A 21,354-nucleotide genomic window follows, 5' to 3' on the forward strand; every position below is an offset into this window, starting at 1 on the left:
GTGCTCATTATTGCTCGATTTAAATTTAAAAAAGAGGATTTATGCTCGATTATGCAGCTTTTCCGGATCAACGACAAGATCTGATCCGCCAGCGTCTTCAGGAGCAGGGACGGGTAGTTTGTACGGAGCTGGCCGCTGAATTACAGGTTTCAGAGCACACCATTCGCCGCGATTTGCAGGAACTGAGTAAAGCGGGCATCTGCAAGAAGGTCTATGGCGGCGCGGTATTGCAGCTGGCAACTGCCGGGAGCTTTACGCAAAGAAAAGAGCAGGATCGAGCAACAAAAAGCCTCCTCGCGCAGCGCTGCGTGCAACTGCTTCAACCCGGCACCTGCATCTTTATTGATACTGGTACCACCAACCTTGAACTGGCAAAAGCGCTGCCGCCAGAGTTAAACCTGACGGTAGTGACTAACTCACCGGAAATCGCCGCTGTTGCGTGTAAATATCCCCGCTGCGAAGTGATCATGCTGGGTGGGGTGGTGCAGAGCAGCACCGGTGGTTGCGTCGGCGCACCGGCAATCAGCCAGCTTAACGGGATCATTTTCGATCAGGCGTTTATCGGTGGCTGCGCGATGTCGCCGGAGATGGGGCTGACCGGGTTTGATTATGCCGACTGCGAATTTAAAAAGGCGGTGATTGCCCAAAGCAACCAGGTGGTGGTGGCCTTAACGGCAAGTAAGATCCCGGGTGTGGCCCGCTACATTGTTGCTGCCAGCCAGCAGATTGATGTGCTGGTGGTCGAAACCGATCTCAGCAAAGCGTTTCATCAGGCCTTGCGCGCAGAGAATATTGAGATCCTGACGGTTTAAACATCACCAGACGCGCAGGGTTCATTTCTTGCCAGCCCACAGCGGAGATGTTAAAAGGTGCCCCTTTAAATGAAACCACAAAGGGGAAGGACGTGAAAAACGCGTCACAGGCAGCGGGAAGTAGCACCGATGCCGCGTCGGAAGCAGGGCCGACACTACAACGAGGTTTAAAAAACCGCCATATTCAGCTGATTGCGCTGGGCGGCGCGATTGGCACCGGGCTTTTTCTGGGCATTGGCCCCGCGATCCAGATGGCCGGGCCTGCCGTGTTACTGGGCTACGGCATTGCCGGGGTTATCGCTTTTCTGATTATGCGCCAGCTCGGTGAAATGGTGGTTGAAGAGCCGGTTTCTGGTTCATTTTCCCATTTTGCCTACAAATACTGGGGGCCGTTCGCCGGTTTCCTCTCCGGCTGGAACTACTGGGCGATGTTTGTGCTGGTGGGAATGGCGGAACTGACCGCCGCCGGTATCTACATGCAGTACTGGTTCCCGGACGTGCCGACCTGGATTTGGGCCGCCGCTTTCTTTGTCATCATCAACGCCGTCAACCTCGTTAATGTGCGCTTGTATGGCGAAACCGAGTTCTGGTTTGCGCTGATTAAAGTGCTGGCGATTATCGGCATGATTGGTTTTGGCTTGTGGATGCTGTTTACCGGCCATGGCGGTGAGCGCGCCAGCTTCGATAACCTCTGGCGCTATAACGGCTTTTTCGCCACCGGCTGGCACGGGCTTATCCTCGCGCTGGCAGTGATTATGTTCTCTTTTGGCGGCCTGGAGCTGATCGGCATTACCGCCGCGGAAGCCAGTGAGCCGCACACCACCATTCCGAAAGCGGTTAACCAGGTGGTGTACCGCATTTTACTCTTCTATATCGGCTCGCTGGTGGTGCTACTGGCGCTCTATCCGTGGATTGACGTCAAAGCCAACAGCAGCCCGTTTGTGATGATTTTCCACGAACTGGACAGTAATCTGGTGGCATCAGCGCTCAATTTCGTCATTCTGGTGGCGTCCCTGTCGGTGTATAACAGCGGTGTCTATTCCAATAGCCGTATGCTGTTTGGTTTGTCAGTGCAAGGCAACGCGCCGGCCTTTTTGACGCGCGTCAGCCGCCGTGGTGTGCCAGTGAATTCGCTGTTCCTCTCGGGGGCTATCACCTCGCTGGTGGTGTTGGTTAATTATCTGCTGCCGCAAAAAGCCTTCGCCATGCTGATGGCGCTGGTGGTGGCGACGCTGCTGCTGAACTGGATCATGATTTCACTGGCGCACCTGAAATTCCGCGCGGCGATGCGCCGCAAAGGGCGCGATCCGCAGTTTAAAGCGCTGCTCTTTCCGGCGGGTAACTATCTGTGCATTGGCTTCATGCTGATGATCCTCGTTTTGATGTGCACGATGGACGATATGCGCCTGTCAGCGGTGTTGCTGCCGGTATGGATTGTGTTCCTGTTTGTCGCTTTCAAACTGCTGCGTCGTACGCCGAAGCGCGGGTAACTCGTGCGACTCCCTACCAGATCCAGTGGGCTGCGGCCTGCCGGACTGGTGATGATGTCTATGTCTCAACTGTGATAGCCTCGGATCTTATGGCCAATCGCAGAATATATTGTTGTTATGTCCATTCAAAAAATTGCCAGGATGGCGGGCGTTTCCGTTGCAACGGTTTCACGGGTGTTGAATAACAGCGAATCCGTGAAACCGAAAAATCGCGAACGCGTATTGCAGGCCATCAAGGCGTGCCAGTACCAACCCAACTTATTAGCCCGCCAGTTGCGCACCGCGCGCAGCTCAATGATTCTGGTGTTGGTCTCTAATATCGGTAACCCGTTTTGCGCCGAAGTGGTGAAGGGCATCGAAGAAGAGGCGGAAAAAAACGGGTACCGCATCCTGTTGTGTAACTCCGGTGCGGACATGGCGCGCTCGCGCTCAGCACTCAAATTGCTGTCGGGCAAGATTGTCGATGGCATCATCACCATGGATGCGTGTGCGAAATTGCCGGAGCTGTCCACCATGATTGGCGCCGCGCCCTGGGTGCAATGTGCCGAGTATGCCGATAACGGCGACGTCTCCTGCGTGGGCATTAACGATGTCGACGCCGCCTGCTGCGTGATTGACCGCTTAGTTGAGCGCGGCTGCCAGCGCATTGCCATGATTAACCACGATTTGAGTTATAAATATGCCCGGCTGCGTGAACGTGGCTACCGGAGCGGTTTACAGGCAAAACACCTGCGCTATGAAAACGTGGAATACGCCCGCGATTTGAGTTTCAGCGCCGGGAAAAGCGCGATGCAGCAACTGCTTAATGCGCCGCAACGCCCGGACGCGGTGTTTGCTGTTTCCGATACGCTGGCCGCCGGGGCGCTGCTGGCGATCCATGAAGTCGGATTGAAAATGCCGCAGGATATCGCGGTGGTCGGTTTCGATGGCACTGAACTGGCAGAGATGGTTACGCCGCCGCTCAGCACTATCGAGCAACCTTCGCAGGCAATGGGGCGCGAAGCCGTCCGGCTGTTGCTGAACCGTATTGATAATCCCGATAGCCCGCCAGAAAGCGTAATCATGGACTGGCGTTATATTTCCCGCGCCAGCGCCTGACATTTCAGGCATGATGTGTGTAAAGATTTCGCCAGCCGCCGCGCTGGCTTTTTTATTGCTCAGGGAGCCTTGCCATGACCCGGCAACGACAAGCTGATTTATTTCTGGTTCTGACCACACTGATTGCCGCCTGCGGGTGGATTTTCTCGCGCGAAGCCATTAGCGGAATGCCGGTTTTCGCCTTTCTTGGGCTGCGCTTTTTTGGCGCGGCGTTGGTGCTGCTGCCGTTTTGCCGTGGGCAACGCATCGCGCTGGAAAAAGTGCGTCAGGTGGTGATAAGTGGCGTATGGATGGCACTCAACCTTTGTCTGTGGATCTGGTCGGTATCGACCACGCCATCGCTGGGCGAGGGGGCATTTATCATGAGCCTGTCGATGCTGTTTGTGCCGCTGGTGGCCTGGGTGATGCTAAAAACCCGTCCGGCGCGCGCCTACTGGGAGTGTTTGCCGGTCGCCATTATTGGGTTAGCACTGCTGAGCCTGCACATGCCCATCACGTTTCATGCCAGCCAGGGCTGGTTTTTGCTGACGGCGTTCGTGCAGTCGATCTATTTTTGCTACACCAGCCGCTGTGCCAGAGAAGTGCCGCTGCTGCCGCTCACGGCGGTACAGCTTGCGATCACCGGCATTGCCGGGCTGGTGATTTCTGCGCTGTTTGAGTCCTGGACTCAACCCTTTACCAGCACCACGGCGATGTGGCTGGCGGCGAGCATTTTAATTGCTACAAGTCTCAGGTTTGGCCTGCAGCTGCAAGGGCAAAAATATGCTGCCGTCGCCAGCGCTGCCATCATTATGGTGCTGGAACCCTTACTGACGGTGATCGCCGCTTCGATTTGGTACGGTGAGCGCTTACCGCTGCAAAAAATCCTTGGCGGCGTGTTGATCCTGCTGGCGCAGATTTGGTTCCGCTGGCGGATGATTGCGCGTCTACCGTCAAAGCCGTAACGTGCCGGCCAGCACCGTATGCGCACCACCACCGATCAGCACGCGTCCATTTTCCCTGAGCGCCAGCGCTAAAACGCCGCCGCGCGGTGAGGCCTGGAAGGCGGTAAGCGAGCGCTTACCCAGCCGCGCCGACCAGTAGGCCGCCAGCGCACAGTGCGCAGAGCCGGTCACCGGATCTTCATTCACTCCTACCCACGGGGCGAAGTAGCGCGACACGCAATCATACGCATCCTGACCGGGCGCGGTGACTGCCACGCCGCGGCCTGGCAAGGCGCGAAGCGCCGCAAAATCAGGCGTGAGTGCGTAAACTAATTGCGCATCCTCAACCACCACCAGTTGCTTCGCGCCGAACAAACCGTAACCACTCACCTGTTCATGCGCCAGCCCAAGTGCCTTCAGTAATTCCGCTGGCGCTTCGGGCTGCATGTGCGGTGTCAGGAGCGGGAAATCAAGCTCAATGCCCTGCGCCACGGCGGTTGCCGTCGGCGGGCCGGAAAGGGTGTAAAAGGTGATGGCGTCGCCTTCGGCAAGCCGCCCGTTCTGGCGCAGAATATGCGCGGTCGCCAGCGTGCCGTGGCCGCATAAATCAACTTCGGCCTGCGGCGTAAACCAGCGCAGGTTATTGTCCGCAAGGTTTAAAAACGCGGTTTCGGATACCGCCATCTCTTCAGCTATCCGCTGCATTAATGCGGCTTCCAGCCCCTGCGGTGTAATACATACCGCTGCCGGGTTACCGGAAAAAGGACGCGTACTGAACGCGTCCACCTGGTAAATATCAAGTTCCACTACGGCGCTCCCTTTGTTAACAAGGGGATAACATTATCCCCTTTTTACGCCTGCGGATAGCGCTAATCAGGAGTTAGCCGGGCAGCGCGGTGCCAGTTGATGGCGGGCGCTCACTGCCGCTGCCGCCAGCACCAGCATCATCACCACTTCTGTTGCCAGAAAACCACTCAGCGCCGTGCTGTAGTTGCCTTGCGACTGGCCGACAAGATGCAAAAACAACCCGCCGAGTACTGCCGGACCGAGGCCGAGCGTGGCCTGCTGCAATGTGCTGAGCAGTGCGCTACCTGCGCCTGCATCCTGGGTGGTGATATCGCGCATGCCAATGCGGTAAAAGCTATTCACAATCAGCGCCTGGCCATAGCCAATCAGCGCGGTAGACGGCGCAAGTGCCAGCGCACCCACCGCCCGCCCGGAGAGCTGCAGGGTAGCAATCAATGCCAGCAGACCACTGACCTGGATCATCAGCCCGGTGAGCAAAATGGTGCGCATGCTATAGCGACCAATCAGTTTTGGCGCATACCAGGCAGAGACAAAATAGGCGACGCCCAGCGCGACAAAGCTGTTGCCTGACTGGTACGGCGTCATGCCCATTCCGGCTTGCAACGTGAGCGCCATACAGAACATAAAACCCGACCACGCGCTAAAGAACAGCAACGCAATCAGCAGGCCGAAACGGATACTGTGCAACTTGAGTAAGCGCGGCGGTAGCAGCGGGATTAAACCCGCTTGTTGCTGTTTTAATGCGCTGGTGCGCATCCACCATGCCAGCGGAATCAGCGCCAGCAGCGCGGCTTTCGTTTCCCACGGCCAGTGCAGCTCGGGGCCAAGCGCCAGCGGGAACAGCAGACAGCAGAGGATCATCGCCAGCGCAACAGTGCCTTGCCAGTCAATGCGTGTGCGCGTTTCGCTCCGGGTTTCCGGCACATAGCGGCGACTGAGCGCCAGCACCAGAAGGCAAATGGGTACATTGATAAAAAAGGCGTTGCGCCAGCCAAGACCGGCAATATCCGCCGAGACCAGCCAGCCGCCGCCCATCTGCCCGATGATAAACGCCACACCGCCAATACCGCCGTAGAGGCTAATGGCGCGTGCGTGGGCTGTGCCTTTTAGCGTGACATGCAACGTCGCGAGGATCTGCGGCACAATCAGCGCCGCGCCCATGCCCTGTAGCGTTCGCGCGCCTAGCAATGCGGAGACCGAATTTGCCAGCCCGCACAACAGCGAAGCGATACCAAACAGGGCCACGCCCCATAAGAATATCCGCCGGCGGCCGAAGTTGTCCCCCAGTTTACTGCCCATCGCCAGACAGACGGCAAAAGCTACGCCGTACAGCGCGACGATCAGCGCCAGCTGTGTGGCGGTGGTGTGCAGCGACAGAGTGATGGAGTCGAGCGCGACATTGGTAATTGAGGTGTCAATCAATGGCAGCATTTGCCCGGTCAGCAGAAGGATCAGGCCTGCCCGGCCCGGAGAAACAGCAGACGTTTTCATGGGAACTCCATTGCGTCATTCATCGGATGGACGTAGCATCGCTTAACAGAAAAACGGGTACCAGTTCTTGCCTATACTGGTACTGGCACTACCATGCTGGAGAGGGTTATGACGTCGATGGTCGAAAAGATCCCGGAACTGACGGTGCTGGATGAGAACCGTAAACAGCTTGGTGCATTTTTGCGTGCGCGGCGGGAAAGCCTCGATCCGCAGCGGCTGGGGCTGCCGCGCAGTACGCGCCGGCGCACGCCGGGGCTGCGGCGTGAAGAGGTGGCGCTGCTGGCAGACGTTGGCGTCACCTGGTACACCTGGCTCGAACAGGGCAGGGACGTTAATCCTTCCGCTACCGTGTTGCAGGCGATTGCCGCGGCTTTGCAATGTTCGCCAACGGAAACCCGCCATCTGTTTTTGCTGGCCGGGTTAACGCCAACGGAAGCGCTGAATACGCCGCAGTGTGAAGGCATCAGCGAAGGCACCCGGCGCTTGCTGGATAGCCTGCTGCCGCAACCGGCCAGTATTCAGAAAACCAACTTTGACATTGTGGCGTGGAACGTCGGTTTTGAGCGCCTGATGGGGGTTAATTTCAGCGAAATCCCCGACGATGATCGCAACTGTATTTATCTCTATCTCACCCACCCGCAATGGCGTACCCGGCTCGGCTATGATGAGAGCGTGTTACAGACCTTTGTTGCCTATTTCCGCGCGGCCATGGCTGAGCACCGGGGCGATGCGGTGTGGGAAGCGAAGCTGGCGCGGTTTTGTGCGGCTTCTGCGGAATTTGAAGCGTTATGGCGCAAGCATCTGGACGTGCGCGGCTTGGAAAATAAGATAAAAATCTTTAACCATCCGCAGCTTGGCGAGTTTTCTCTTCAGCAAATGTACTGGTACTCAGCACCACGTAACGGCTCGCGGTTGCTGGTGTATCTGCCGGTGGATGAGGCGGGTGAAAAGGCGTTGAGCTGGCTGGCGGACAACGCTTAAGGGCGCAGGCGTTTTTGATCTTTGCGCGGCAAGCCGTCGACCACGCGGTTCCATGATTCCTGAATCAGGAACGCGAGCAGCGATTCGTCGATGTCGTCGCCAGCGAATACGGAAATCCAGTGTTTTTTGTTCATGTGATACCCCGGTTCAATGCTGGGGTAGATCTGCTGGTTGAGCAGCGATTTTTGCGGCTCGGCTTTCATCGTCACCATCGGCCTGCCGTGCGCGGTGGTGGTCATCATAAAAATCTTCCCGCACACTTTGAACACGTCATGTTCCGGCCCAAACGGCCAGCAATGTTCGGTGAAGGGCAGTTCGAGCGCAATACGGTGCGCGCTCGCTTGCAGGGTTTTACTGTCCATTATTTTCCTCAATGGCCAGCGCACGCCACATGGCTTCGAAGCCAAGGCGCTTAAACTCGGTGATGCGAGACGCATCCCGGCTGGCGAAGGTAATGGTAGTGTCCGCCATCGACAGGAAAATCGCATCGCCAAAAGGGGAGTATTCATCGGTCAGAAACACCGGCCGTACTGAACGGTGGCATAACTCATGCAGCTCCGGAAAAATTTCCGCGACTTGCTGGCGGGTGGCGTCGGTGAGTTTGTCGCTGACGGCTATCTGGCGCACGGCGCAGTGACCATTCGGGTGACGGATGCCCCAGTCGATATAGCTGTTCCAGATACATTGCGTGTGATGCCTGGAATCGTTGATTGAGAGATCGATATTCGCCAGCATGGTGCCGCACAGATCGCTTTTCAGATGCAGGTAAAGTGCGTTGAGCAGATCGTCTTTGGTGGCGAAGTAGCGAAACAGCGTCCCTTCCGCAACACCCGCATTGCGGGCGATTAACGCGGTGGAGGCAGCGATCCCCGACTGTGCAATGGCTTCGGTAGCCGCTTCCAGTAACGCCAGTTTTTTATCTTCACTTTTTGGACGAGCCACTACACTTTTCCTCTCACATTGTAAAAACCACGATTGAAACATGCCCTCTGTAACGCTGCAACGTCGAATGTCATAGAAAAAAAATGATCTTGACGGTTGAGCGTTGCTTTCTATAATGAGTGCTTACTCACTCATAATCAAGTTTAACCAGCGTCATATCTACGGAATGGATCGATTTTGTCGGGTCAGGATATGAAGCGTCTCATTTTCAGCGTGGTTCTTGTTATGCTCGTTGCCTCTGCCGCAAGTTTACCTTTTGTTCTGAATGCCGGATTTGGCCAACTCCCGCAGGGCGAACAGCTTACTGAAGTCGAAAAATCACCGCATTATCGTGACGGAAAGTTTCAAAACCAGTTGCCGACCCCGGGTTTCACCGGAAAGAAAAATATGCTGGCAGCATGGTGGGATTTTCTGGTTATTAAACGCGAGAACGCGCGCCCGCAGCAGCCGTTACCGGCGGTGCACACCGATCTCGCCAGCCTGCCGCTTGAGCAGGATACGCTGGTGTGGATGGGACATTCGTCCTGGTATTTGCACCTGGCGGGCAAGCGCATTCTGATCGATCCAATTCTGAGTCATTACGCGGCGCCGTTTTCATTTCTCAATAAGGCGTTTGCCGGTAACGATCTCTGGACGGCGCAAAACATGCCGGAGATCGATCTGCTGATTATTTCGCACGATCACTATGACCACCTGGATTACGCCACCATCAAGGCGCTGATGCCGAAAATCAAAAAAGTGGTGACGCCGCTCGGTGTAGGCTCGCACCTGCGTTACTGGGGAATGGATCCGGCAATCATTCATGAAGCCGACTGGCAGCAGAAAGTGGTGGTGAGCGACGATTTGGCCGTGCACGTTTTACCCGCGCGCCACTTTTCCGGGCGCGGTCTGAAACGTAATCAGACATTGTGGGCCAGCTTTATGTTCACTACCGCCACGCAGAACGTTTATTACAGCGGCGATAGCGGCTATGGCTCGCATTTCAAAGCGATTGGCGAACAGTTTGGCGTGGTTGATCTGGCGATTATGGAAAATGGCCAGTACGACGAGGACTGGAAGTACATTCACATGATGCCCGAAGAGACCGCTCTGGCAGCGCAGGAACTTAATGCTCGCGCGGTTCTGCCGGGCCATGCGGGGCGTTTTGTGTTGGCAAAACACACATGGGACGATCCGTACAAACGGCTGGCGGCAGCAAGCCGGGACAAAAGCTATCGCTTATTGACACCGAGGCTGGGCGAACCGGTGCTTGCGGCTGATACTGCGCAAGTTTTCCGCGCCTGGTGGGAATAAACCCGTTTATTAATCGAAGAGCAGAGGGGGATCGCAGTATGACTATTTCCGCTCAGGTTATCGACACCATCGTCGAGTGGATCGACGACAATCTCCATCAACCATTACGTATTGATGATATTGCAGCGCATGCGGGCTATTCCAAATGGCATCTGCAACGGCTTTTCTTGCACTATAAAGGGGAGAGTCTGGGGCGCTATATTCGCACGCGCAAATTATCTCTCGCTGCACGCGATTTACGTAATACCGATCAGAAGGTTTACGACATCTGCCTGAAGTACGGTTTTGATTCGCAGCAGACGTTTACGCGCATCTTTACCCGCACCTTTAATCTGCCGCCGGGTGCGTACCGGCGGGAGAATCATCAGCATACCCATTGATGGAAAACAGATAAAAAAATCGGCCTGCATAAGGCCGTTTTTTTATTCTGCCAGCGTTTTCTCGATGCCTAAACGGCTTAAAAGCCCGCTAATACCTTCGCGCGCCAGCAGCGTTGAAAGCTGCTTTTGTTCCTCAGCGGTCATGTTTTGCAGCACTTTGATAATCTCATGCAGCGCGCTATTTCCACTGGCGTAAACCGGAGCGGGTTCGGCGATAGAATAGGGAGAATTATGATGGCGCATAGAGGGCGTTTTCATAATGAAACTGCGCACCTCTTTCGTGAGGTGAATCAGCCTGGCACGACCGCCTTTTACACCGGGTAACGGTTCTGTTTCCCAACCTTGCTGGCGGATCCAACGATTCACCGTTTGTCTGGCGACGCCGAGAAACTCCGCTAATTCTTCGGTGGTCATTTTGTTAGGTAATTTCATCATATTATTTTTGATCGCGGAGCCCCAGACGTTGCAACAAGCCGGTAATGCCGTCGCGTAATAAAAGTGAAGAGAGTTGTTTTTGCTCCGCGTCGGTCATCTCTTTTGCCAGCCGGATTAATAACGCCTCAAGTGAGGTATCGCTGGCGGTAAGCGTGGTTTTGGGTTGGTCTTCAGTGCGCTGTGCGCTGCGAATAAATGCGCGGACTTGTTCATTTATATGGACCAGACGGGCTTTACCTCCTTGTACGCCGGGTTTTGGTGAGGTCACCCAGCCTTCTTTGCGCACCCATTTATTGATGGTTTGTCGGCTATATCCTGTAAGGCTGGCCAACTCTTCTGGCGTCATTCGTTCCTTGAGCATGTAATTTCCCGAATTGTTGTAAGGGTAATTAATGGCTTATGTTATAGCACCATTTTACGGGAAAATGTGACATGTTTAACTACTGGCTGCGAGGGCGTTCGCAATGTCTTTCATTTGCATGCTTTTTCAGCGATTGAATAATGCGGCGCGATTTTGCCGTTGACACCTGGCAAGGGAATTCATATTATGCCGCCCGTCAACACGACACGCTTTACGCGATGGGGCTATAGCTCAGCTGGGAGAGCGCTTGCATGGCATGCAAGAGGTCAGCGGTTCGATCCCGCTTAGCTCCACCAAATTCCGCACCCAACGGAATTGGCACGTTAAGGCATATTGTGGGGCTATAGCTCAGCTGGGAGAGCGCTTGCATGGCATGCAAGAGGTCAGCGGTTCGATCCCGCTTAGCTCCACCAAAATTCAAACCCCCGCGTTTACGTGGGGGTTTTTGTTTTTATCTTCCTCTTTTATTCAATTCTTTCTGCTATACCTAAATAAGCATACGTCCGGTAAGGCGACAGTTATGCTCGGTATTCGAGCCGCTGATAGCTTGATTCGCACTATGAATAAACCTATTATCTCGGCGACTCATTTTTGACCAGTTGGGAGCATTTAATTAACGCTGATGAAATACAGTAAATACAGTGCGGTAAGAAAATTCTTCCTCGCGTTAATTTTATGCCTGGTGGCTATTCCGGTTTCACGATTTATTTCTCCACTCACCCTTGTTGATGCCAGTGAAGTTTATCTTGCCTGGTTACCGTTGAGTGCAATGCTGGCAATACTTCTATTATTTGGCTGGCATGGAATATTACCGATTATCATTGGGTTTGCTCTGGTAAATGAGGTTTTTTTTCATCTTCCCCTCGCTGAAGCATTGATGCTTTTATTTTGCCAATTATTTTCGGTGTTGCTGATCTGCGGTATTGTTCGTTGGCAGCTGGGTTCTCGCTGGCGTCATGGTCTGCCAAATAAAGATATGGGTGTGCGTATCCTGTGGTTAGGGTTTATTGCGCCTGTCGGAATAAAAGCATCGATGTATATTGCTGGGGCCTGGTTTAACTATCCGGTTAATTTATCGAATTTTTTTGGGGCTGGTTCGGTTATTTATTCTATTATTGATATCCAGAGCCTGATTTGCGCCGCACTCATTTTTACCATGGTTTTTTATTATCTTTTGCGGATGATTCTTAATCCTCGCTTTGCCCGCGCCTTATGGTTGAGAAGTTTTAAACCGTGTTTCTCCAGGGAAAATAGAGTCTTTACGCTTTGTTGGCTTATTTCGCTTGCTGCGCTTGTTGCTATTTTATGCGCTCCATATAAAAATGATTATATTGCGGGTTATTTGGTGCCGGTTATTTTTATTTTATTCACTTTTGGTATCAGTAGGTTAAGTTCTACGCTCATTTCATTAAGTTGGGGCGTTTCGGCGTTCCTGTTGCTGGCGTACAACGATAATTTTCTTCATGGTGTGCGTTCCGATTACTCGCTGGCATTTGTGATGTCGGTACTTATCAGCTTTACCATCTGCATGCTTTATATGACGCGTGTTTTTAACCGCAGCGAGTGGCTGAAAGGGCGTTGGGAAATACAGGCCATGAGTGATCCATTAACGGGCCTGCCCAACCTGCGTGCGCTGGAACAGCAGATGGCGCAGCAGCCAAATGGTATCGTGTGCTGCCTGCATATGAAAAACCTCGAATTCCTCAGCCGCCATTTCGGCATGATGATGCGTGTATATGTGAAACGCAGCGTAACGCGTGAGCTTCAGCCTTTGCTACAGGATGGGGAACGCTTTTTCCAGCTTCCGGGCAGTGAGCTTTTATTGTTACTTGATGGGCCAGAAATCCTGGCGCGTTTGCATCATATGCTGGATTACCTGAACAGTCGCCGTATTTACTGGAACAATGCCGTTCTGGATATTGAGTTTGGCGCTTCCTGGGGGGAATTGCAGGGCTCGGGCGAAGAACTGCACCAGACGTTGGGCCAGTTAAGCTGGCTTTCAGAACAGGCAAGTGCGGAGCACCGCGTACTGGCGCTGACAAACAGCCTGCAAGTGGTTACCGATCAAACCACGGAACGCGTGTTACAGCTGAACAAAGTGAAACGTGCGCTCAGCGAAAATGGCATTGTCCTCTATGGGCAGCCGATCGTGAATGCCGAAGGGGACGGTTACCAGGAAGTCCTCACGCGGCTGGTTGTTGATGGCGAATTTATTACGCCAGATCTTTTTATTCCCGTTATTGCCCAGTTCAATCTTGGCGCACGGTTTGATATGCAGGTTATAGAATGCCTGCTCCAGTGGATGCAGGCGCACCCGCAGCCCGGCGATTCGGCGCGTTTTTCGGTGAATTTAATGCCACTCACCCTGATGCAAAAAGAGTTCGCCGCGCAGTTTCTGGCACTTTTTGCACGCTATGCGGTATTGCCGCAGCAGGTGATCATCGAGATAACGGAAGAGCAGGCTTTCTCCAATTCGGAAATCAGTATCCATAATATTAAGCAGTTGCGAAAGGCGGGATTCAAAATCGCGATTGATGATTTTGGTACCGGCTATGCCAACTTTGAACGTTTGAAAAGGCTCCAGGCCGATATCATTAAAATCGACGGCTGTTTTATCCGGGATATTTTGCAGGACAAGCAGGATGCAATGATTGTCAAAGCGATATGCGAACTGGCGAAGGCCAAATCGCTGACTGTGGTTGCGGAGTATGTGGAAAATGAAGCGCAGCGCGAATTGTTGCTGAATGTTGGCGTCGATTACTTGCAGGGGTATTTGCTGGGTAAACCGCAGCCGCTGGCTAACACTGAATAAAAAAAACCGGGGATTTCCCCGGTTTTTTTAGCCTGTGACAATCAAATAACCAGCGCAGCGATAGCCGCAGACAGCACGCTCACTAGCGTGGAGCCATACACCAGTTTCAGACCGAAACGGGAAACCACGTTACCCTGTTCTTCATTCAGGCCTTTGATTGCACCGGCGATAATGCCGATAGACGAGAAGTTCGCGAAGGAGACGAGGAACACGGACAGGATGCCTTCTGAACGCGGAGAGAGGTTCGCCGCGATTTTCTGCAGATCCATCATCGCCACAAATTCGTTAGAAACCAGTTTGGTCGCCATGATACTGGCAACCTGCAGCGCTTCGTGAGCCGGCACGCCCAGCACCCACGCAATCGGGTAGAAAATGTAGCCCAGAATCCCCTGGAAGGAGATGCCCAGCACGGCGGCGAACAGCGCGTTCAGGCCGGAAATCAGGGCGATAAAACCAATCAGCATTGCCGCAACAATAATGGCAACTTTGAAGCCCGCCAGAATGTATTCACCCAGCATTTCAAAGAAGCTCTGGCCTTCGTGCAGCTTCGCCATTTGCAGGTTTTCTTCGCTCTCATCCACGCGGTACGGGTTGAGAATCGACAGCACAATAAAGGTACTGAACATGTTCAGCACCAGCGCCGCAACAACATATTTCGGCTGGAGCATGGTCATGTACGCGCCGACGATGGACATCGAAACAGTCGACATGGCGGTCGCTGCCATGGTGTACATGCGGTTGCGGGACATTTTGCCGAGAATGTCTTTGTAAGCGATGAAGTTTTCAGACTGGCCCAGAATCAGGGAGCTGACAGCGTTAAACGACTCCAGTTTGCCCATGCCGTTCACTTTGGACAGCACCGTACCGATGGCGCGGATAATGATCGGCAGCACACGAATGTGTTGCAAAATACCAATCAGAGCAGAAATGAAGACAATCGGGCACAGCACTTTCAGGAAGAAGAACGCCAGACCTTCATCATTCATTTTACCGAAGACGAAGTTGGTACCTTCGTTAGCAAAACCGAGCAGTTTTTCGAACATCTCGGAGAAGCCTTTAACGAAGCCAAGGCCAATATCAGAGTTCAGGAAGAACCAGGCCAGTAAAACTTCAATCACCAGCAGTTGAATAACAAAACGAATGCGGATCTTCTTGCGATCGCTGCTTACGAGCAGGGCAAGCAGCGCCACAACAGCAAGCGCCAGGACAAAGTGCAAAACGCGGGACATATTTGCTCCAAATATGAGACGGGTAGGAATTTCGTGCACATTCTATGTAACAAGGCAAAAGAAAACGAGATCAAACACACACTATATTAATGACCTGTGACCAGACTCAAAATTAGTGATCCAACATACATTTCTGTTATGTTAAGTAAAAGCGTGAAAAGTTGCGTCATACTGCTAGACTCTTAACATAACGCTGCGGCAAAAGCTGTTGTCGTCGTCACCATCCTTGACATTCAACCCTTCTATTGTTTCTGGCTATCAGAGAAATCAGGTAAACCCATTTAAATGAACTTGATAATCATTCTCATTTTGGTAGCATAAAACATAGCAAAGGCTATATTTAGGGGCAATAAATGAACAGTAGTCGCGTTGAGAATAGTAATGGGCGTGCAGCGCGCAAGTTACGGTTTGCCTTAATGGGACCCGCGTTTATTGCTGCTATCGGTTATATCGATCCGGGCAACTTCGCTACCAATATTCAGGCGGGCGCCAGTTTTGGCTATCAACTGCTGTGGGTGGTGGTCTGGGCCAATATCATGGCGATGCTGATCCAACTGCTTTCCGCCAAACTGGGGATAGCCACCGGGAAGAACCTCGCAGAGCAGATCCGCGATCACTATCCGCGCCCGCTGGTGTGGTTCTACTGGGTTCAGGCAGAAATTATCGCCATGGCAACCGATCTGGCTGAATTTATTGGTGCCGCCATCGGGTTTAAGCTCATCCTCGGCGTTTCGTTACTGCAAGGTGCGGTGCTCACTGGCGTGGCGACGTTCTTGATTCTGATGTTACAGCGGCGAGGGCAAAAACCGCTGGAGAAAGTAATAGGCGGCCTGCTGCTGTTTGTCGCCGCGGCTTATATTGTCGAGCTGGTTTTTTCCCAGCCGAAGCTGGCTCAGTTGGCGCAAGGCATTGCGATCCCGAGTTTGCCGAGTAGCGAAGCGGTGTTCCTCGCGGCTGGCGTACTGGGCGCGACCATTATGCCGCACGTTATTTACCTGCACTCGTCTCTGACGCAGCATCTGCACCAGGGCACTCAGCGCGAGCGTTATTCCGCCACGAAATGGGATGTGGGCATCGCAATGACTATCGCCGGGTTTGTGAATCTGGCGATGATGGCGACAGCGGCCGCGGCGTTCCATTTTAACGGGCATACCGGTGTTGCCGATCTCGACCAGGCGTACCTGACGCTGGAGCCATTATTAAGCCATGCGGCAGCGACCATTTTTGGTCTTAGCCTGGTAGCAGCGGGGCTCTCTTCTACGGTGGTGGGGACGCTGGCCGGGCAGGTGGTGATGCAGGGGTTTGTGCGTTTTCATATTCCCCTGTGGGTGCGGCGCACCATCACCATGATGCCATCGTTTATTGTTATCTGGCTGGGGCTGGATCCGACGAGGATCCTTGTCATGAGCCAGGTGCTGCTGAGTTTCGGCATCGCGCTGGCGCTGGTGCCGCTGCTGATTTTCACCAGTAACCGCAAATTAATGGGCGAGTTAGTCAATACGCCAATGGTTAAACGGGTTGGCTGGGTGATTGTGGTGCTGGTGGTCAGTTTGAATGGCTGGCTGTTAATCGGCAGTGCGGCAGGCCTGTAAATCGCATGAGAAAAAGGAGCGCTTGCGCTCCTTTTTTTGAATTAGTGGTGGTGTCCCCGGCCACGATGATCATCGCGGTCGCGCCAGCCTTCACGGTAACCGCGTTCATACGCATTCTTTTTGTCCCAGCCGCGATGCCAGCCGTGGTCGTGTTTGTGCCAACGGTTGCCGCGCCACTCATAGTTGCGGCCCCAGTAGTCACGGTCGCGCCAGCGGCCGCCGTCCCAGTAGTTACCGTAATTATCGCGATCGCCAATTTGTAATTTTACAGATGGCAACAGGGTGATTTCGCCAGCATTTGCCACCAGCGGCGCAGAAGCCATTAACACAGCTGCCAGAATCAGTGACCTGAACATACTCTTCTCCTTCACGATCGGGCCGAAACGGCCTGTTACAACAATATTACGGGGCGGCCAAACCCCGTATTATTGGCGGAACTCCTAAATCATGAATGGCAGCATTTTTTGCTAAATCTGCTGTTATTTTGCGCCGCTGAGAATGGCGTCGATCTCATTGTTTTCCGCTGTGGTGAAGTGGCGGTTTGCCAGCATGCCGACTGCATCGTCAAGCTGGCTGGTTTTACTGGCGCCAATCAGCACCGAGGTAACACGATCGTTGCGCAGCACCCAGGCCAGCGCCAGCTGCGATAACTTCTGTCCGCGCCGTTCCGCCAGTGCATTCAGCGCGCGAACGGTCATCAGCTTTTCATCCGTAATTTGCTCCGGGTTGAGAAAGCGGCTGCCGCTGGCGGCGCGGGAATCGGGTGGAATGCCGTGCAGATAACGGTCGGTCAGTTGCCCGCCTGCCAGCGGTGAGAACGCAATACTGCCGACACCTTTTTCCTGCAATACATCAAGCAATTCCGCTTCTACCCAGCGTTCAAACATTGAGTATTTCGGCTGGTGGATAAGACACGGTGTTCCCAGGTCATTAAGAATATCGATAGCTTCGCGCGCCTGCGCCGCCGGATAGTTGGAAAGTCCCACATACAGGGCTTTGCCCTGGCGCACAATATGGTCCAGTGCGCGCATGGTTTCTTGCAGCGGCGTCTCGGGATCCGGGCGATGGTGGTAGAAGATATCAACATACTCCAGACCCATGCGGCGCAAGCTCTGGTCGAGGCTGGCAATCAGGTACTTACGTGAGCCCCAGTCGCCATACGGGCCGTCCCACATGGTATAACCGGCTTTGCTCGAGATAATTAATTCATCGCGGTAGGGCAGGAAGTCCTCCTGCAAAATCCGGCCAAAATTGCGCTCTGCGGATCCCGGCGGCGGCCCATAGTTGTTGGCCAGATCAAAATGGGTAATACCCAGATCAAAGGCATGCCGCAACAACTGGCGGCTATTTTCCAGCAACGTGGTATCACCGAAGTTATGCCACAACCCAAGCGAAATTGCCGGCAGCTTTAACCCGCTGTCGCCGCAGCGATGGTAGTGCATCTTTTCATAACGTGCGGGATTGGCCAGATAAACCATGCAGTTGCTCCTTTTTATCAGCGTAACGTTAGTGTATGCGTTTACATTCACTGAGCTTACACCGCCTGGTACCGTAAAGCTTGCTTTCCACTTTCTCTCTGACGCGTATCCTGGACTCTCATCACAGTTCTCCAATACTCAGGTAAGTGTCAGTATTTGGAGACGTAGCGCAATGCAAAACGATTATTCAGTTGCCGACTACCTACTGGACAGGCTTGCCGGCTGCGGTATTCATCATCTTTTCGGCGTACCGGGCGACTACAACCTGCAATTTCTCGATCACGTTATCCAGCATCCGGCAGTACATTGGGTGGGCTGCGCCAATGAACTGAATGCTGCTTATGCCGCCGATGGTTACGGGCGTTGCCAGGGGGCGGGCGCGCTGCTGACCACCTTTGGCGTGGGGGAGTTAAGTGCGATTAATGGTGTCGCCGGTAGCTTTGCGGAATATGTGCCGGTGTTGCATATCGTGGGCGCGCCCTGTCGCAGCGTACAGCAACGTGGTGAACTTCTGCACCACACACTGGGAGACGGTGATTTCAGCCATTTCTGGCGCATGTATGAACCTGTTAGCGCCGCACTGGCGGTATTAACAGCAGAAAACGCCTGCTATGAAATTGACCGCGTGATCCGCTCGATGCTTAGTGAATCCCGCCCCGGTTACCTGATGTTGCCCGCCGATGTGGCAAAAATGGCGGCAACGCCGCCTGTAAACGTTATCACTCCTGCACCGCTTCAGCCTAATGAAGGGCGTCTGGACAGCTTTCGTCGATGTGTACAGGCGATGCTCAGCGAAAGCCCGCGCGTTGCGCTGCTGGCGGATTTTCTCGCTCACCGCTTTGGTGTACAGAAAATGTTGCAGTGCTGGATGAAGGATTCGCCCATCCCGCACGCCACATTGTTAATGGGTAAAGGCTTGTTTGATGAAACGCAGCCTGGGTTTGTCGGCACTTACAGCGGTGCCGCCAGCCCGCCGCAGGTGCGGGAGGCGATCGAGAGTGCCGATGCGGTAATGTGTGTCGGCGTGCGTTTTACGGACACCATCACCGCCGGGTTTACCCAGCAGCTACCTGCGGAACGCACGATTGATATCCAGCCCTTTGCGGCGCGGGTAGGGGAAGAGTGGTTCAGCGGGATTACAATGCAGGACGCGGTGAATACATTGATTTCGGTTTGTCGCAATAACCCACGCTGCGTGCTTGACCCTGTTCCCGCGCCCTCCGCCAATTCGCCGCACCACTCCGGCACATTGAATCAGCATACATTCTGGCAAACGCTGCAGGCTTTTATTCGCCCCGGTGATATTTTACTGGCCGATCAGGGAACCGCCGCCTTTGGCGCAGCGTCTCTGCGCCTGCCAGCCGAGGTTGACATGCTGACGCAGCCGCTGTGGGGATCGATTGGTTATTGCCTGCCCGCCGCGTTCGGCGCACAAACCGCCTGCCCGGAGCGGCGGGTCATTTTGCTTAGCGGCGACGGCGCAGCGCAGCTCACTATTCAGGAGCTGGGGTCCATGCTGCGTGACGGGCAACGGCCGATCATTTTATTGCTCAATAATGATGGTTACACGGTGGAGCGGGCGATCCACGGTGCGCATCAGCGTTATAACGATATTGCACGCTGGAACTGGACACATATCCCGCATGCACTCAGCCATGACTGCCAGGCCGAATGCTGGCGTGTTAGCGAAACGGTGCAACTGGCGGAGGCGCTGGAAGCCGCCTCGCATCATCATCGGCTTGCGCTGATTGAAGTGATGTTGCCGCAAGCCGATTTGCCGGATCTGCTGCGAGATGTCACCCATGCGCTGGAAACGCGTAACAGTGAGTAGTTACTTACTGCGACGGGGGACAATCATCATCGGTTTTCCGGCCAGCACTAACCAGGCGGGCAGGATCACGATACACAGCAGCGGCAACAAAGTGGTATCCGGTACGACGACAGCCGCCAGGAACAGGCTCAGCCAGCCATCGCGCGTCACTACTAGCACCAGTCCTAACACCGCGCAGGACACAGTGACCGCAGCCGGAACGGCATCGACATGTTCATGCAGCATTAAGCCTAATGCCACTCCGACAAACACCGCCGGAAAAATACGCCCACCACGAAAACCGCAGGCGGCAGCGATCACCAGCGCGGCGAGCTTCACCAGGGCAAACAGCAGGTAATCGGTAACGGTATAGGTATGGGCAAACGCCAGTTGCTGCATCTCATCCAGCCCCTTAAATAGGGTAACGTGGCCGCCAGCCATGCCCAGAAGGCCAAGCAGGAAGCCGCCAATCCCCAACGTCATCACCGGGTTGTTCAGGCGATGCAGTAAGTGATGCAGACGCGGTAAACACCAAACTGCCACCATTCCCAGCGCAATGGCGAACAGCGTCACGACCGCACCGCTAAAAATATCAACGATATGCATCTGCGGATAATGGGGAATGGGCAGCGTGAAATGCGGTGGCGAAAAGAGGCTGGTGGTTAGCGCGCCTGCTGCGGCAGCCATCAACGGCGCGAACAGGCGATCCCACAGTGGCACGTCTTCACTGGCTTTCAGGGTTTGCGAGAAGATAAGCGCTGCCGCCACAGGCGTGCCAAACAGTGCGCCGAGCGTGCCGGCGGAGGCAAGAATTGTCCAGTCCAGCGGCGCAACGCGCGGGAAAATGCGCGCGCCAAGTGCAACGGCAAGGGCGATATTCAGCACCATCACCGGTTGTTCCGGGCCAAGACTTACGCCGCCCGCCAGACCGAGGATCATTGCCAGCGTCAGCCCCGGTAGCGCATTGACCGCAACCGGCGAACCAATCAGCGGCACCGTCGCCGGATCCGGCCCGCCATGACCGGCGCTGAAACGGATAACCAGGCCAATAGCAACGCCGGTGAGTGTCAACACGACCAGTATCCACCAGGGGGAATCCGGTGAGATGCCGAGCCGCCACGGCACGCCGCTCCACAACACAGTTTGCAGCAGGGCAGCGATTTTCATCACCAGCGCTAAGATCAGACTCGACGCAACACCAATAGTGAGCGCAGGCAGCGCCAGTAACAGCAGCGTTCTCGCACGCGGATGGAGCATCTTTTTATCCTTGTAACGAAGCCTGGCAACGGAGGATGCAACCGGGCTGAAACCTTTAAGGTAATCTGTGATGAAGATCGATAATCCTGGGGCACTCATGATATGGTCGTTGTCGTTACAGCGCCTTGAATTTACAGTGTGCCAAAGATTTATTCTGACTTTA

General features: G+C 54.3%; 20 protein-coding genes and 2 tRNA genes. 12 read left to right on the forward strand and 10 right to left on the reverse strand.

Features of this window, described 5'->3' with window-relative positions:
- Positions 1-41 precede the first annotated feature (41 nt).
- The 4 genes from M8Q36_RS13370 to M8Q36_RS13385 all read left to right on the forward strand — a co-directional run bounded on the left by M8Q36_RS13370 (position 42) and on the right by M8Q36_RS13385 (position 4,344).
- Positions 42-812 (forward strand): DeoR/GlpR family DNA-binding transcription regulator, encoded by a 771-nt coding sequence (locus M8Q36_RS13370; protein WP_249881204.1) that lies wholly within the window; start codon positions 42-44, stop codon positions 810-812.
- A 92-nt stretch (positions 813-904) separates the two neighbouring features.
- Positions 905-2,302: a phenylalanine transporter gene (pheP, locus tag M8Q36_RS13375; RefSeq protein ID WP_096325423.1), complete on the forward strand. Its 1,398-nt coding sequence runs from the start codon at positions 905-907 to the stop codon at positions 2,300-2,302.
- 117 nt (positions 2,303-2,419) lie between these two features.
- Positions 2,420-3,400: a LacI family DNA-binding transcriptional regulator gene (locus M8Q36_RS13380; protein ID WP_249881205.1), complete on the forward strand. Its 981-nt coding sequence runs from the start codon at positions 2,420-2,422 to the stop codon at positions 3,398-3,400.
- 74 nt (positions 3,401-3,474) lie between these two features.
- Positions 3,475-4,344 carry a DMT family transporter gene (locus tag M8Q36_RS13385; protein WP_249881206.1) on the forward strand — a complete coding sequence of 290 codons (870 nt, stop codon included), beginning with the start codon at positions 3,475-3,477 and terminating at the stop codon, positions 4,342-4,344.
- On the opposite strand, the gene M8Q36_RS13390 is transcribed toward M8Q36_RS13385, so the two are convergent.
- Both M8Q36_RS13390 and M8Q36_RS13395 read right to left on the reverse strand, forming a co-directional pair.
- Positions 4,333-5,130 (reverse strand): PhzF family phenazine biosynthesis protein, encoded by a 798-nt coding sequence (locus M8Q36_RS13390; RefSeq protein ID WP_249881207.1) that lies wholly within the window; start codon positions 5,128-5,130, stop codon positions 4,333-4,335. The two genes, M8Q36_RS13385 and M8Q36_RS13390, sit on opposite strands and share 12 nt — an antisense overlap.
- A 66-nt stretch (positions 5,131-5,196) precedes the next feature.
- Positions 5,197-6,621 carry an MFS transporter gene (locus M8Q36_RS13395; protein ID WP_249881208.1) on the reverse strand — a complete coding sequence of 475 codons (1,425 nt, stop codon included), beginning with the start codon at positions 6,619-6,621 and terminating at the stop codon, positions 5,197-5,199.
- Positions 6,622-6,729: 108 nt separating this feature from the next.
- On the opposite strand from M8Q36_RS13395, the gene M8Q36_RS13400 reads away from it, so the two are divergent.
- Complete coding sequence (locus M8Q36_RS13400; protein WP_249881209.1) at positions 6,730-7,602, forward strand: helix-turn-helix transcriptional regulator; 873 nt, start codon at positions 6,730-6,732, stop codon at positions 7,600-7,602.
- Here M8Q36_RS13400 and M8Q36_RS13405 read toward each other — a convergent pair.
- A complete protein-coding gene (locus M8Q36_RS13405) occupies positions 7,599-7,964 on the reverse strand; it encodes an MmcQ/YjbR family DNA-binding protein (protein ID WP_020454610.1) in 366 nt (121 codons plus the stop codon). The two genes, M8Q36_RS13400 and M8Q36_RS13405, sit on opposite strands and share 4 nt — an antisense overlap.
- Positions 7,954-8,544 (reverse strand): TetR/AcrR family transcriptional regulator, encoded by a 591-nt coding sequence (locus M8Q36_RS13410; protein WP_045513910.1) that lies wholly within the window; start codon positions 8,542-8,544, stop codon positions 7,954-7,956. Before M8Q36_RS13410 ends, M8Q36_RS13405 begins: the two co-directional genes overlap by 11 nt.
- Positions 8,545-8,721: 177 nt before the next feature.
- Here M8Q36_RS13410 and M8Q36_RS13415 point away from each other — a divergent pair, with 177 nt between their 5' ends.
- Both M8Q36_RS13415 and M8Q36_RS13420 read left to right on the forward strand, forming a co-directional pair.
- Positions 8,722-9,837 (forward strand): MBL fold metallo-hydrolase, encoded by a 1,116-nt coding sequence (locus M8Q36_RS13415; RefSeq protein ID WP_249881210.1) that lies wholly within the window; start codon positions 8,722-8,724, stop codon positions 9,835-9,837.
- A gap of 38 nt (positions 9,838-9,875) precedes the next feature.
- The gene (locus M8Q36_RS13420) at positions 9,876-10,217 is read left to right on the forward strand and encodes a RamA family antibiotic efflux transcriptional regulator (RefSeq protein ID WP_045513916.1); all 342 of its coding nucleotides are present in this window, start codon (positions 9,876-9,878) and stop codon (positions 10,215-10,217) included.
- A gap of 42 nt (positions 10,218-10,259) precedes the next feature.
- Here the strand turns inward: M8Q36_RS13420 and M8Q36_RS13425 are convergent, their stop codons facing one another.
- Both M8Q36_RS13425 and M8Q36_RS13430 read right to left on the reverse strand, forming a co-directional pair.
- Positions 10,260-10,652, reverse strand: a complete 393-nt coding sequence (locus M8Q36_RS13425; protein ID WP_200550271.1) for a YfeC-like transcriptional regulator — start codon at positions 10,650-10,652, stop codon at positions 10,260-10,262.
- Between the two features lies 1 nt (position 10,653).
- Complete coding sequence (locus tag M8Q36_RS13430; protein WP_086870949.1) at positions 10,654-11,013, reverse strand: YfeC-like transcriptional regulator; 360 nt, start codon at positions 11,011-11,013, stop codon at positions 10,654-10,656.
- A gap of 220 nt (positions 11,014-11,233) precedes the next feature.
- On the opposite strand from M8Q36_RS13430, the gene M8Q36_RS13435 reads away from it, so the two are divergent.
- From M8Q36_RS13435 to M8Q36_RS13445, 3 genes are all read left to right on the forward strand, one after another.
- A tRNA-Ala gene (locus M8Q36_RS13435) sits at positions 11,234-11,309 on the forward strand.
- 41 nt (positions 11,310-11,350) lie between these two features.
- Positions 11,351-11,426: transfer RNA gene (locus M8Q36_RS13440), tRNA-Ala, on the forward strand.
- 209 nt (positions 11,427-11,635) lie between these two features.
- Entirely contained in the window at positions 11,636-13,825 is a 2,190-nt protein-coding gene (locus M8Q36_RS13445; protein ID WP_249881211.1) for an EAL domain-containing protein, read from the forward strand.
- A gap of 41 nt (positions 13,826-13,866) precedes the next feature.
- On the opposite strand, the gene M8Q36_RS13450 is transcribed toward M8Q36_RS13445, so the two are convergent.
- Positions 13,867-15,054 carry a NupC/NupG family nucleoside CNT transporter gene (locus M8Q36_RS13450; RefSeq protein ID WP_020454603.1) on the reverse strand — a complete coding sequence of 396 codons (1,188 nt, stop codon included), beginning with the start codon at positions 15,052-15,054 and terminating at the stop codon, positions 13,867-13,869.
- Positions 15,055-15,407: 353 nt separating this feature from the next.
- Between M8Q36_RS13450 and M8Q36_RS13455 the strand changes: the two genes are divergently transcribed.
- A complete protein-coding gene (locus tag M8Q36_RS13455; RefSeq protein WP_249881212.1) occupies positions 15,408-16,646 on the forward strand; it encodes an Nramp family divalent metal transporter in 1,239 nt (412 codons plus the stop codon).
- Positions 16,647-16,687: 41 nt separating this feature from the next.
- On the opposite strand, the gene M8Q36_RS13460 is transcribed toward M8Q36_RS13455, so the two are convergent.
- A complete protein-coding gene (locus M8Q36_RS13460) occupies positions 16,688-17,002 on the reverse strand; it encodes a DUF2502 domain-containing protein (RefSeq protein WP_249881213.1) in 315 nt (104 codons plus the stop codon).
- Positions 17,003-17,125: 123 nt separating this feature from the next.
- A complete protein-coding gene (mgrA, locus tag M8Q36_RS13465) occupies positions 17,126-18,124 on the reverse strand; it encodes an L-glyceraldehyde 3-phosphate reductase (protein WP_249881214.1) in 999 nt (332 codons plus the stop codon).
- Between the two features lie 172 nt (positions 18,125-18,296).
- Here mgrA and M8Q36_RS13470 point away from each other — a divergent pair, with 172 nt between their 5' ends.
- Positions 18,297-19,955, forward strand: a complete 1,659-nt coding sequence (locus tag M8Q36_RS13470) for an alpha-keto acid decarboxylase family protein (RefSeq protein WP_249881215.1) — start codon at positions 18,297-18,299, stop codon at positions 19,953-19,955.
- On the opposite strand, the gene M8Q36_RS13475 is transcribed toward M8Q36_RS13470, so the two are convergent.
- Positions 19,956-21,191: an ion channel protein gene (locus M8Q36_RS13475; protein WP_249881216.1), complete on the reverse strand. Its 1,236-nt coding sequence runs from the start codon at positions 21,189-21,191 to the stop codon at positions 19,956-19,958.
- Between the last annotated feature and the right edge of the window lie 163 nt (positions 21,192-21,354).

Source organism: Kosakonia sp. R1.Fl (assembly GCF_023516815.1).
GTDB lineage: Bacteria > Pseudomonadota > Gammaproteobacteria > Enterobacterales > Enterobacteriaceae > Kosakonia.

What these genes read in the sequence shown, in the direction of transcription:
- M8Q36_RS13370 (WP_249881204.1), top strand. Translation starts at nt 42, where the DNA reads ATGCTCGATTATGCAGCTTTTCCGGATCAACGACAAGATCTGATCCGC.
- M8Q36_RS13380 (WP_249881205.1), top strand. Translation starts at nt 2,420, where the DNA reads ATGTCCATTCAAAAAATTGCCAGGATGGCGGGCGTTTCCGTTGCAACG.
- M8Q36_RS13385 (WP_249881206.1), top strand. Translation starts at nt 3,475, where the DNA reads ATGACCCGGCAACGACAAGCTGATTTATTTCTGGTTCTGACCACACTG.
- M8Q36_RS13395 (WP_249881208.1), bottom strand. Translation starts at nt 6,621, where the DNA reads ATGAAAACGTCTGCTGTTTCTCCGGGCCGGGCAGGCCTGATCCTTCTG.
- M8Q36_RS13400 (WP_249881209.1), top strand. Translation starts at nt 6,730, where the DNA reads ATGACGTCGATGGTCGAAAAGATCCCGGAACTGACGGTGCTGGATGAG.
- M8Q36_RS13405 (WP_020454610.1), bottom strand. Translation starts at nt 7,964, where the DNA reads ATGGACAGTAAAACCCTGCAAGCGAGCGCGCACCGTATTGCGCTCGAA.
- M8Q36_RS13420 (WP_045513916.1), top strand. Translation starts at nt 9,876, where the DNA reads ATGACTATTTCCGCTCAGGTTATCGACACCATCGTCGAGTGGATCGAC.
- M8Q36_RS13425 (WP_200550271.1), bottom strand. Translation starts at nt 10,652, where the DNA reads ATGATGAAATTACCTAACAAAATGACCACCGAAGAATTAGCGGAGTTT.
- M8Q36_RS13430 (WP_086870949.1), bottom strand. Translation starts at nt 11,013, where the DNA reads ATGCTCAAGGAACGAATGACGCCAGAAGAGTTGGCCAGCCTTACAGGA.
- M8Q36_RS13445 (WP_249881211.1), top strand. Translation starts at nt 11,636, where the DNA reads ATGAAATACAGTAAATACAGTGCGGTAAGAAAATTCTTCCTCGCGTTA.
- M8Q36_RS13450 (WP_020454603.1), bottom strand. Translation starts at nt 15,054, where the DNA reads ATGTCCCGCGTTTTGCACTTTGTCCTGGCGCTTGCTGTTGTGGCGCTG.
- M8Q36_RS13455 (WP_249881212.1), top strand. Translation starts at nt 15,408, where the DNA reads ATGAACAGTAGTCGCGTTGAGAATAGTAATGGGCGTGCAGCGCGCAAG.
- M8Q36_RS13460 (WP_249881213.1), bottom strand. Translation starts at nt 17,002, where the DNA reads ATGTTCAGGTCACTGATTCTGGCAGCTGTGTTAATGGCTTCTGCGCCG.
- mgrA (WP_249881214.1), bottom strand. Translation starts at nt 18,124, where the DNA reads ATGGTTTATCTGGCCAATCCCGCACGTTATGAAAAGATGCACTACCAT.
- M8Q36_RS13470 (WP_249881215.1), top strand. Translation starts at nt 18,297, where the DNA reads ATGCAAAACGATTATTCAGTTGCCGACTACCTACTGGACAGGCTTGCC.
- M8Q36_RS13475 (WP_249881216.1), bottom strand. Translation starts at nt 21,191, where the DNA reads ATGCTCCATCCGCGTGCGAGAACGCTGCTGTTACTGGCGCTGCCTGCG.